10 protein-coding genes are annotated in these 10511 nt (G+C 70.2%); 5 read left to right on the top strand and 5 right to left on the bottom strand.

Going from position 1 to position 10511, the window contains the following annotated elements:
- Positions 1-88: 88 nt before the first annotated feature.
- Entirely contained in the window at positions 89-277 is a 189-nt protein-coding gene (locus tag ABDW21_RS09385; RefSeq protein ID WP_343710340.1) for a type II toxin-antitoxin system VapC family toxin, read from the top strand.
- A 35-nt stretch (positions 278-312) separates the two neighbouring features.
- Here the strand turns inward: ABDW21_RS09385 and ABDW21_RS09380 are convergent, their stop codons facing one another.
- The 3 genes from ABDW21_RS09380 to ABDW21_RS09370 are packed head-to-tail and all read right to left on the bottom strand — an operon-like array spanning position 313 to position 4029.
- Positions 313-1140, bottom strand: coding sequence for a carboxymuconolactone decarboxylase family protein (locus ABDW21_RS09380; protein WP_343600461.1), 828 nt, complete (start codon positions 1138-1140; stop codon positions 313-315).
- A gap of 7 nt (positions 1141-1147) precedes the next feature.
- Positions 1148-2509, bottom strand: a complete 1362-nt coding sequence (locus tag ABDW21_RS09375; RefSeq protein ID WP_343600462.1) for a metallopeptidase TldD-related protein — start codon at positions 2507-2509, stop codon at positions 1148-1150.
- Complete coding sequence (locus ABDW21_RS09370) at positions 2506-4029, bottom strand: TldD/PmbA family protein (RefSeq protein WP_343600463.1); 1524 nt, start codon at positions 4027-4029, stop codon at positions 2506-2508. Before ABDW21_RS09370 ends, ABDW21_RS09375 begins: the two co-directional genes overlap by 4 nt.
- A 33-nt stretch (positions 4030-4062) precedes the next feature.
- Between ABDW21_RS09370 and ABDW21_RS09365 the strand changes: the two genes are divergently transcribed.
- The 3 genes from ABDW21_RS09365 (at position 4063) to ABDW21_RS09355 (ending at position 7142) form a co-directional block, all read left to right on the top strand.
- Entirely contained in the window at positions 4063-4935 is an 873-nt protein-coding gene (locus tag ABDW21_RS09365; RefSeq protein ID WP_343600464.1) for a sugar ABC transporter permease, read from the top strand.
- Complete coding sequence (locus tag ABDW21_RS09360; protein ID WP_343600465.1) at positions 4922-5737, top strand: carbohydrate ABC transporter permease; 816 nt, start codon at positions 4922-4924, stop codon at positions 5735-5737. Before ABDW21_RS09365 ends, ABDW21_RS09360 begins: the two co-directional genes overlap by 14 nt.
- 82 nt (positions 5738-5819) lie before the next feature.
- Entirely contained in the window at positions 5820-7142 is a 1323-nt protein-coding gene (locus tag ABDW21_RS09355) for a sugar ABC transporter substrate-binding protein (protein ID WP_343600466.1), read from the top strand.
- A 20-nt stretch (positions 7143-7162) separates the two neighbouring features.
- On the opposite strand, the gene ABDW21_RS09350 is transcribed toward ABDW21_RS09355, so the two are convergent.
- Positions 7163-7993, bottom strand: coding sequence for an energy-coupling factor transporter transmembrane protein EcfT (locus ABDW21_RS09350; RefSeq protein WP_343600467.1), 831 nt, complete (start codon positions 7991-7993; stop codon positions 7163-7165).
- A complete protein-coding gene (locus ABDW21_RS09345; protein ID WP_343600468.1) occupies positions 7990-10026 on the bottom strand; it encodes a DUF2232 domain-containing protein in 2037 nt (678 codons plus the stop codon). Before ABDW21_RS09345 ends, ABDW21_RS09350 begins: the two co-directional genes overlap by 4 nt.
- 100 nt (positions 10027-10126) lie before the next feature.
- Between ABDW21_RS09345 and ABDW21_RS09340 the strand changes: the two genes are divergently transcribed.
- On the top strand, positions 10127-10511 hold a 385-nt coding region (locus ABDW21_RS09340), incomplete at its 3' end, for a MarR family transcriptional regulator (protein WP_343710339.1).

Raw genomic sequence — 10511 nt, 5'->3', positions numbered from 1 at the left:
CACCGGTGACGCGCTACCTCGTCGACACCCAGGTGTGGCTGTGGATGCAGTCAGACCCCGATCGGCTCCGCGAGGAAACCGTTATCGCATGCGCCGCTCGGGAACGTCTCCGCTGCCCGTCGATCACGCGCATGTGTTGCGGACGGCCGAGCTTCCGGATCACCATCGGGATCCGTTCGACCGCGTCCTCGTCGCCCAGGCGCAGTTGCTCGATCTGACGATCGTCACCAACGACGGGCAGCTGTCCGCTTACGATCTCGCGGTCATCGCCGCCTGAGCACCGCGTCGCCGTGCCGCGTTGCCGTGCCGCGGTCAGCTGAACACCGTCTGCCCGTCGGCGTCGAGCAGATACCTTTCGGTGCCGTGCTCGACGCGCGGCGCGTCGCCGCCCAACGCCACCGCGACCTTGTTGCTGGCATTGCGCATCACGTCGAAGGTCAGCTCGACGGCCTCGTCGTCGGAGAAGTGCTTCCGCACCCCGGCAGTGACCCGGCGGTCGATCTGCGCGGGCGTCCAGATCAGGGCGTCGACATAGCGCAGCGCGGCCTGCTGCCGTGCGGTGAACAGCGCCGAGGTCTCGAAGTGCGAGATGTCGTCGTACAACGTGTCCGACCCGCCGGCATCGAGCGCCGTCGTCTCGCGCAGCGACTGGCACAGCCGGCAGTGGTGCTGCGCCGCGCCGCGCAACCGCACCAGCTCGGCGGTCAGCGCATCGAGTGCCCGGAGCCGCGCCACCGCCGGCAGAAAGCCGTTGAACACCACGTCGGACGGATCGCTGCTGTGATCCCACGCGATCGGGGCGCGCGTCCACTCCAGGTATTCCCGGCCGATGCCCAGCGCGTCCAGCCCGGCCCGCACCCGCGGCGCGAAGTCGGCGATGTACATCTGCACGACAGCACCAAACGCCTTGTCCCCCAATGCAGACACCAGCCGGGAACGCTGCTCGCCGATCATCGAGACGTCGATGCTGAACTGCTCGGCGAACTCGGCCACCACAGCCTCGGCGCCCGGGTCCGGCCCGTTCACCGCGATCTCGACCGGCAGCGGCGGCAACGACAACGTCCGCGCACAAACCCGCCGGACCAGCGAGCCGATCCGGCCGCCGGACAGCGCCACCAACTGCGTCAGCAATCCGTCCACCGGAGAATTATTGCGCCTGGCTGACCGACGACATGTGAAAGTCGGGTATCCGCAGCGACGGCATCGCCGCGCGGGTGACCCAGTCGCCCCACTCCCGAGGCAGGGTCACCTCGCTGACCCCGGCCTCAGTGGCCCGTCGCAGCAGGTCCAGCGGGCTCTCGTTGAACCGGAAGTTGTTGACCGCGGACGTGACCGCGCCGTCCTCGACCAGGTACACCCCGTCGCGGGTGAGCCCGGTGAGCAGCAGCGTGGTGGGGTCGACCTCGCGGATGTACCACAGCGTGGTCAGCAGCAGCCCGCGCTCGGTACCGGCGATCATGGCGTCCAGCGCCGCGTCACCGCCGGTCATCAACAGGTTGCCGGCGGCCACCGCCACCGGGGCGCCGAATTCGGCGGCCGCGGCCCGCGGGTAGGCCAGCGCATTGATCACCCCGTCGCGCACCCAGTCCACCCGCTCGATCTGAAGGCCGTTGTCGAACACCGACACCGTCTCCGAGGAGGCGCTGGCCGCCACGAACGGCGTGCACGCCAGGCCCTGCGCCGCCGGATCGGAGTACAGGGTCAGCGGCAGGTCGGTGAGCCGCTCCCCCACCCGGGTTCCGCCGCCGGGCGCCGACAGCGCGGTGCGGCCCTCCTGCGCGCCGCGACCCGACATCGTCCACGCCAGGTAGATCATCATGTCGGCCACCGTCGAGGGCGGCATGATCGTCTCGTAGCGCCCCGCGGGCAGCTCGACGGTGCGCTGCGCCCAGCCCAGCCGCGTGGCGAGCTGCTCGCGCAGCAGATCCGTTGGGACGTCGATGAAATCGGGTGTGCCGACGCCCGCCCAGGCGCTGGCGTTGCCGCGTTTGGCGTTGATCTCCACCGATCCGCTGCGCTGGGTGTGGCGCCGGCGCAGCCCCGTCGACGCCGCCAGGAACGTCGTCTGCACCGCGTGATGGGCGAACCCGTACAACTGGTCGGCCCCGTCGAAGCCACGCTGCAGCGCGCCGGCGAGGTCGGCGAACACCTCTACCCCGGTGCCGGGCACCGGCGCGTCCCAGTCGTCGGGCACCCCGGTGCCGGCGAGCAGCGGTGCGGCATCGCGGGCCGGCGGCGCCGCGCCGGCCGCCTCCGCCGACGCCGACACCAGCCCGGGGATCAGCGACGGGTCGACCTCGGCGCTGCGCAACGCTCCCACCTGTGCGGTATCACTCTGTCGCGCAATGGAAATCACGGTGGTGCTGCGGCTGGTCGACACGCCGTTGGTGGTCATCGTGTTGTTCGCCCAGCGCAGCGACGCGTCGCTGCGGTCGGTGACCAGCACGATGGTCTCGTCGGCGCGGGCCTGGCCGAGCACGGTGTCGACGACCTGTGCCGCCGGGATCATCGGCCGGCCTCGGTGCGGGTGTTGAGCACGCTGACACCGCGGAACAACGCCGACGGGCAGCCGTGGCTGACCGCGGCCACCTGCCCGGGCTGGGCCTTGCCGCAGTTGAACGCCCCACCCAGCCGCCACGTCGAGCGCCCGCCGACGGCTTCCATCGCATTCCAGAAGTCGGTGGTGGTGGCCTGGTAGGCGACGTCGCGCAGCTGCCCGTCCAGCCGGCCGTGGCGGATGCGGAAGAACCGCTGCCCGGTGAACTGAAAGTTGTACCGCTGCATGTCGATCGACCAGGATTTGTCGCCGACGACGTAGATGCCGTCCTCGACCCGGGCGATCAGATCCGCGGTGCCGACGTCGCCGGGAGCGGGCTGCAGCGACACGTTGGCCATCCGCTGGATCGGCACGTGGTGCGGCGAGTCGGCGTACGAACAGCCGTTGGAGCGCGGCCGGCCCAGCCGCGGCGCGAACACCCGATCCAGCTGATAGCCGACGAAGACCCCGTCGCGCACCAGATCCCAGCTCTGCGCGGCCACGCCCTCGTCGTCGTAACCGATACTGGCCAAACCGAACTCGACGGTGCGGTCGGCGGTCACGTTCATCGCCGGCGAGCCGTAGCGCAGGCTGCCCAGCTTGTCCGGGGTGGCGAACGAGGTCCCGGCGTAGGCGGATTCGTAACCGATGGCGCGGTCGTATTCGGTGGCGTGGCCGATGGATTCGTGGATGGTCAGCCACAGGTTGGTCGGGTCGATCACCAGGTCGGTGGGACCGGGGGTGACACTGGGCGCTTTCACCTTTTCGGCCAGCAGCGCCGGCAGCTGCGCCAGCTCGTCGGTCCAGTTCCACACCTCGTCGCCGGCCAGCACCTCCCAGCCGCGCGCGGTGGGCGGCGCGCACGTGCGCATGGTGTCGAAGCCGTCGGCGGTGACGGTAACGGCCTCGCACCTCGGCATCATCCGCACCCGCTGCTGGGTGATCGCCGAGCCGGCGGTGTCGGCGTAGAAGGTCTGCTCCTTGACCGCGGTCAGCCCCGCCGACACGTGGTCCACGCCGGCCCCGCCCTTTTTCGACGCCAGCAGCCGGCCGGAGTAGTCGGCCAGCACCGCGATCTTCTCGGCGGTGGGCACGGTGAACGGGTCGATGCGGTAACTCGACACCCAGGTGGCGTCGGGGTACACGGGTTCGGGCGCCAGCTCGATGCGCTCGGCGTTCAGCGCCGCCAGCGTGCCGGCCACCTGCACGGCCCGCCGCGCGGTGTCCGCGGCCACCGGGGCGCTGAGCTCGGCGTGCGAGGCGAAACCCCACGCGCCGCCGGCGATCACCCGCACCGCCAGGCCGAGTTCGCGGTCGACGACAGCGGTTTCGACATGGCCGTCGCGCAGCGCGATGGTCTCGGTGGTGATGCGGTGAACCCGCAGGTCGGCGTGGCCGGCGCCGGCCGCGGTGGCCGCACTCAGCGCGGCGTCGGCCAGCTCCTGGCGGGGCAGCCGCAGGAAATCGTCGTCAATGCCGCGGTCGGGTGTCACCGTTCCACCGTAGCGAGCAGCTTTAATACCTTCATGGCCCCTACGCCGCGACGCTCCACCGCGCTGGGCTATGCGCTGCTCGCGCCCAGCCTGTTCGGCGTGGTCGCGTTCCTGCTGCTGCCGATCTTCGTGGTGCTGTGGCTGAGCCTGCACCGCTGGGACCTGCTGGGCCCGATCACGTATGTCGGGCTGGACAATTGGCGTTCGGTACTGACCGATTCGACGTTCGGCAACTCGCTGCTGGTGACGCTGGCGTTCGTGGCGATCGTGGTGCCGGCACAGACGGTGCTCGGACTGGCGGCGGCGGCGATGCTGGCGCGGGAGTTGCCGGGCAGCGGGGTGTTCCGCACCCTGTACGTGCTGCCGTGGATCTGCGCCCCGCTGGCGATCGCGGTGTTGTGGCGCTGGATCCTGGCGCCCACCGACGGCGCCGTCGCCACCGTGCTGGGGCATCGCATCGAGTGGCTCACCGATCCGGGCCTGGCGCTGCCGGTGGTCGCCGCCGTGATCGTGTGGACCAACGTCGGCTACGTCGCGCTGTTCTTCCTGGCCGGCATTCTCGCGGTCCCGGCCGACATCCTCGCCGCCGCGCTCACCGACGGGGCGACCTCCTGGCAGCGGTTCCGGCGTATCACGCTGCCGATGCTGCGGCCGACGACGTTCTTCGTGCTAGTCACTGGGATCGTCAGTGCCGCACAGGTTTTCGACACCGTGTACGCGCTGACCGGAGGCGGGCCGGCGGGCCGCACCGATCTGGTGGCGCACCGGATCTACGCCGAGGCGTTCGGGGCGGCGGCGGTCGGGCGGGCCGCGGTGATGGCGGTGGTGCTGTTCGTCGTGCTGGTCGGCGTGACCGTCGTGCAGCACGTGTACTTCCGGCGGCGGATCAGCTATGACCTCGTCTAGGGCGGCCGCGGTGTACGCCGGGCTGGGGCTCGGGGCGGTGATCACGCTGGCCCCGTTCGCGCTCGGCCTGCTGACGTCGTTCACCTCCGCGCGCCAGTTCGCGACGGGCACCCCGCTGTCGTGGCCGCGTCCGCCCACATCTGCCAACTACGCCGATCTCGCCGGAGCCGGCTTCGGTCGCGCGTTGGCCGTGACGGGGCTGATGACCGCGGTGATCGTGGTTGGGCAACTGAGCTTTTCGGTGCTGGCCGCCTACGCCTTCGCGCGGCTGCGCTTTCCCGGCCGCGACGCGTTGTTCTGGGTGTACATCGCGACGCTGATGGTGCCGGCCACCGTGACGGTGGTGCCGCTCTATGTGATGATGGCCCACGTCGGTCTGCGGAACACGTTCTGGGCGTTGGTACTGCCGTTCGTGTTCGGCTCGCCGTACGCGATCTTCCTACTGCGCGAGTATTTCCGTGCGATCCCCGACGACCTGGTCAACGCGGCCCGGCTGGACGGCGCCAACACGCTGGACGTGATCGTGCATGTGGTCGTGCCGTCGAGCCGTCCGGTGCTGGTGACGCTGCTGCTGATCACCGTTGTCTCGCAATGGAACAACTTCCTGTGGCCGCTGGTGATCACCAGCGGTGCCAGGTGGCGGGTGCTGACGGTGGCCACAGCCGCGCTGCAATCCCGCTACAACGCCCAGTGGACGCTGGTGATGGCGGCGACCACCGTTGCCATCGCCCCGCTGATCGTGCTGTTCGCCGTGTTCCAGCGCCACATCGTGCGCTCGATCGTCGTCACGGGACTCAAATGAGGCGTCGGCGCATCGAGATTGCCGTCAGGGCTGTGATATCTGCCGATCCACGACCCAGGATGCAATCTCGATGGCCGCCCGGATGACACGGCCCCGGTTTTCCACGCTGGTCGCCGTGGCGCTGACGCTGATCGCCGCGCTGTTGGCGGCGAGCGCGGTGCTGCTGGACGTCTCCGCGTCGCCGCACGGCGGCAAAACCGTGGTGACGGTGCGACTATGGGACGAGCAGGTCGCCGCGGCCTACCGGCAGTCGTTCGCGGGGTTCACCCGTGAACATCCCGACATCGAGGTGCGAACCGATGTGGTGGCGTATTCGACGTATTTCGACACGCTGCGCACCGACGTGGCCGGCGGCGGCGCCGACGACATCTTCTGGCTGTCCAGCGCGTACCTGGCCGAGTACGCGGCCGGCGGACGGTTGACGCGCATCGACGGGCCGGCGTCGCAGTGGGAGCCGGCAGTGGTCGAGCAGTTCACCCGCGACGGTGTGCTGTGGGGTGTGCCGCAACTGACCGACGCCGGTATCGCGGTCTACTACAACGCGGACCTACTCGCCGATGCCGGCGTCGACCCCGCCGTGTTGCAGGCACAGCGCTGGAGTCCGGACGACACCGACACGCTGCGGCCACTGCTGGCCCGGCTCACCGTCGACGCCGCTGGACACGCCGCGGGCACGCCAGGTTTCGACGCCCGCAGGGTCCGGCAGTGGGGATACAACGCGGCCAACGACCCGCAGGGCATCTACCTGAACTACATCGGGTCGGCCGGCGGGGTGTTCCAAACCGGCGATCGGTTCGCGTTCGACAACCCCGGCGCCGTCGCGGCTTTCCGCTACCTGGTCGACCTGATCAACCACGACGGCGTCGCACCCCCCGCGTCGGACACCAACGACAACGGCGACTTCTCCCGCAACCAGTTCCTGGCCGGCAGGATGGCGCTGTTCCAGTCCGGCACCTACAACTTGGCGACGGTAGCCGGGCAGGCCCGCTTCCGCTGGGGCCTGGCGATGCTGCCGTCAGGCCCGGCGGGCCGGGTCAGCGTCACCAACGGTATTGCCGCGGCGGGGAATGCGGCGTCGGAGCACCCGGACGCCGTGCGTGAGGTGTTGGCGTGGATGGGCAGCGCGCAGGGCAACGAATACCTGGGGCGGCGCGGCAGCGCGATCCCCGCGGTGCTGGCGGCGCAGCGGGTGTACTTCGACTACTGGGCGCGGCGGGGCGTCGACGTCGCGCCGTTCTTCGCGGTGCTCGACGGCCCGCACATCGCCGCACCCGGCGGCGCGGGCTTTGCCGCGGGATATCAAGCTCTCACACCGTATTTCGACGAGATGTTCCTCGGCCGGGCCGATGTCGCGGCAACCCTGCACCGAGCGCAGGTGGCGGCCAACGCCGCCGCACATCGCTAGCGGGCGGCCCGGCCGCAGCGTCAAGCCCCCAGGGCCAACTCGGCCGCCAGCGCGGCCAGGCACACCACCAATGCGATCGAGAACACCAACCAGTCGGCCGGTTTGGGCCGTGACGGGGCCGCCGAGATCTGGCCGGTGCCACCGCGCGCCGTGATCGCGTCGCCCATCTCGTCCGCCCGTCGAAGCGTCACGGTGATGCCCGTGGCGAGCAGGTCGATCAACTCCAATGCCCGGTATCTGCGGCGAGCGCGCCGGGTCCGCGGTATCTGCTTGGGCCGCAACCGGCGGGCGGCGTAGAGGACCCTGAACTCGTCGATCAGCATCGGAAAGGCGCGCAGCGCCAGCGCCAATGCCACCGCCCACTCGTCGACCGGAACCCGCAGCAGCCGCAGCGGGCGACCCAATGTGGCGACCGCAGGGGCGACTTCGGCGACGTTGGTGGTCCACGACACCATCGCACCCAGACCCAGCAACACGATCGACAACGCGGTGATGCGGACGAAGTTCAACACACCGCCAAGGCCGAGCGAGACGGTACCCACCTGAATCACCGGGCTGCCGCCGGCCAGCGCCGCGGTGACGCCGCCGAACGCGATCAGAATCCACAGCCAGTGCGGCACCGAGGGCAGCACACCGCGCGGGATATGCGCCAGCCGCGCAGCCACCAGCACCAGCACAGCCACCAGCCCGATCGCGAACCATCCCGGATAAAACGTCAACAGCACCGAAACAGCCAGGACTACAAGCAGTTTGGTGCCGGCCCACAGGTCGTGAACGACTGAGCTGCCGGGCACCGGACGCAGCAACACGACCGGGCGGGACCGGTGACGGGTGGGCGGGGTCGCGCTCACGACACACCTCCGGCTGTCGTCGACGCCGGTTCCAGCCTGCCGCCGCGCAGATTCAGGGTGCGCGGACAAAGGTTCTCGAGCCCGGTGAAGTCGTGCGAGATGACTACCACCGTCAGACCCCGATCCCGACGAAGATCCTCCAACAGCCGCAGCAGGCCCCGCTGGCTGTCGGCGTCCAGTCCGGCCAGCGGTTCGTCGAGGATCAACGCACGCGGCGAGCGCGCCAACAACCCGGCCAGCACGAGCCGGCGCATCTGGCCGCCGCTGAGCTGGTCGACGGGTCGCGTCGCCAGCGCCGGGTCCAGCCCGACGACGGCCAGCGCGGTTGCCACCCGGGCGGTGTCGTCGTGCGAAAACCCCGCTGCCGACGCCACTTCAAGGTCCACCCGGCTGCGCATCAACTGCAGTCGCGCGGCCTGGAACGACAGCGCCACGGCACCGACCTGCTCGTGAGTCGGCCGGCCGTCGAGCAGACAGCTGCCGGTGGTCGGAATGGTCAGCCCGGCCATGATCCACGCCAGCGTCGACTTGCCCGACCCGTTGCCGCCGTGGATCAGCACCCCGTCGCCCTGATGCACCGCGAAGCTGATATCGCGCAGCGCCGTTTTCTCCCACGGGGTGCCGCTGTCGTATTCGTGGCCCACGCCGACGAGTTCGAGCACCGGGGTGCCTTCGAGATGATCGCTCACAGCGCACGCCGGTGGTGCCGCCGTCGTCTCGACCATGGCGGTGTTGTCCGGTGAATCGCTGAGATTGATGGTGCGATCGGCCGTCGCGGCTTCGTTGTGGTAGTGGGTGATGTGCACCAGCGCCGTGCGGTGTCGCGTGGTCAGGCCGGACATGATGCCCAGCAGCGCCTCCCGGCCCTGCTGGTCGACCATGCTGGTGACCTCGTCGGCGATCAGCAGCGCCGGCTCCCGGGCCAGCGCCGCCGCCAGCGCGAGCCGCTGCAGCTCACCGCCGGACAGGCTGCCGGTGTCGCGTTCGGCGAGCCCGTCGAGCCCGACCTCGCCCAACAGGCGTTCGACGTCGGTGGCCGTCCCGGGCGGCAGGCCCCACACCACGTCGTCGGCAACCCGGCTGCCCAGCACCTGGCTTTCCGGATGCTGCATGACGACTGCGGTGCCGCCGAGGGCCCCCAGACCCACCGCGCCGGGGCGCTCGACGATGCCCGACGTCGGCTCGCGCCCGGCCAGGATCAGCATCAGGGTGGTCTTGCCCGAGCCGTTGGAGCCGGTGATCGCCACGTGTTCACCGGGATGGACGTCGAGGCTGACGCTGCGCAGCGCATCCTGGTGGGTGCGCGGGTAGCGGAACCGCACTTGCTCCAACCGCACCGGAACGGGGCCGATCGGTCCACCTCCGGTCGGCGCGTCCAGTTTGTGCACGTCCGGGATGCCGCGCATCCGCTCCAGCACTCGCGAGAGCGCCCACCAGCCGATCAACGACACGATCATGATCGAGACGACGAAGTTACCCAGGATCAGCCACGGCCAGTAGTGCAGCGCGGTGACGAAGAACCGCTTGAGGTCTGCGGCGGCTTCCGGCAGGCCGGCCCGGGCCATGATGGTCGCGATCCCGCTGACGTTGGCGGTCATCGCGGCGAAGATCAAGTGACGCAACCGCGTCAGCACCGCCAAGGCGGCGACGGCCGCGCCGCCGAAGATCGCGCCGGCCACAAAAGATGCGACGACCACCGTCGGTGTGCCTCGACCCCGGCGTTTGACGATCCCGGTCAAACCCCCGATGTAGGCGCTGTTGACGACGGTGAGGAAGCCGCCGGTGCCGGCGATCAGAAAGGCGATCACCCCGGCGGCGACGGCCGCCGCGATCAACACGCGCGGGCGGTAGCGGCAGGCCAGCAGACCCATCGGCACCGTGCCCAGCAGCGCGAGGGCACCGGCGAACGGGACGATGATCGCGATGATCGCGGTGGCCGCGCACAGCGCCGCCATCACCGACGCCTGGGCGAGCTCGCCGGGCTGCAGGGACCGGGCGCGACGAGGCGTGGTCGCCGGAGAGGTCGCGCTCATCTCTACGATTCTGCCAGTTTTCACGGTGTGGTCCCGCACACACACCGCACGACCCGCGCGGCGAGTGGTCTATATAGCCAAGCTATGCAACCATGGTGCGATGGCGCCTTCGACGTCGGCAAAGCCTGCCGCCACCGCCCAGGACGGTTCCGGACTGGGCGCCGACCTGCTCGCCGTCGTCGCACGGCTCAACCGGTACGCCACCCAGCGCGTCCAGATGCCGTTGCCGTCGGCGCAGGCCCGGCTGCTCGCGACGATCGAATCGCAGCGCGCGGCGCGAATCTGCGACCTGGCCGCGGTGGACCACTGCTCACAGCCCACGATGACCACCCAGGTCCGCCGGCTCGAAAACGCCGGCCTAGTCACCCGGACGGCGGATCCCGGCGACGCGCGGGCGGTCCGGATCCGCATCACACCGGCGGGCCTGCACACCCTGAACAGGGTGCGGATCGATCGTGCCGCCGCCATCGAGCCGCACCTGGCGC

Origin of the sequence: Mycobacterium sp. (assembly GCF_039583805.1) — a bacterium.
Classification (GTDB): domain Bacteria; phylum Actinomycetota; class Actinomycetes; order Mycobacteriales; family Mycobacteriaceae; genus Mycobacterium.
This window is presented reverse-complemented; position numbering and strand designations above follow the sequence as displayed.

What these genes read in the sequence shown, in the direction of transcription:
- ABDW21_RS09385 (WP_343710340.1), top strand. Translation starts at nt 89, where the DNA reads ATGCGCCGCTCGGGAACGTCTCCGCTGCCCGTCGATCACGCGCATGTG.
- ABDW21_RS09375 (WP_343600462.1), bottom strand. Translation starts at nt 2,509, where the DNA reads ATGATCCCGGCGGCACAGGTCGTCGACACCGTGCTCGGCCAGGCCCGC.
- ABDW21_RS09365 (WP_343600464.1), top strand. Translation starts at nt 4,063, where the DNA reads ATGGCCCCTACGCCGCGACGCTCCACCGCGCTGGGCTATGCGCTGCTC.
- ABDW21_RS09360 (WP_343600465.1), top strand. Translation starts at nt 4,922, where the DNA reads ATGACCTCGTCTAGGGCGGCCGCGGTGTACGCCGGGCTGGGGCTCGGG.
- ABDW21_RS09355 (WP_343600466.1), top strand. Translation starts at nt 5,820, where the DNA reads ATGACACGGCCCCGGTTTTCCACGCTGGTCGCCGTGGCGCTGACGCTG.
- ABDW21_RS09345 (WP_343600468.1), bottom strand. Translation starts at nt 10,026, where the DNA reads ATGAGCGCGACCTCTCCGGCGACCACGCCTCGTCGCGCCCGGTCCCTG.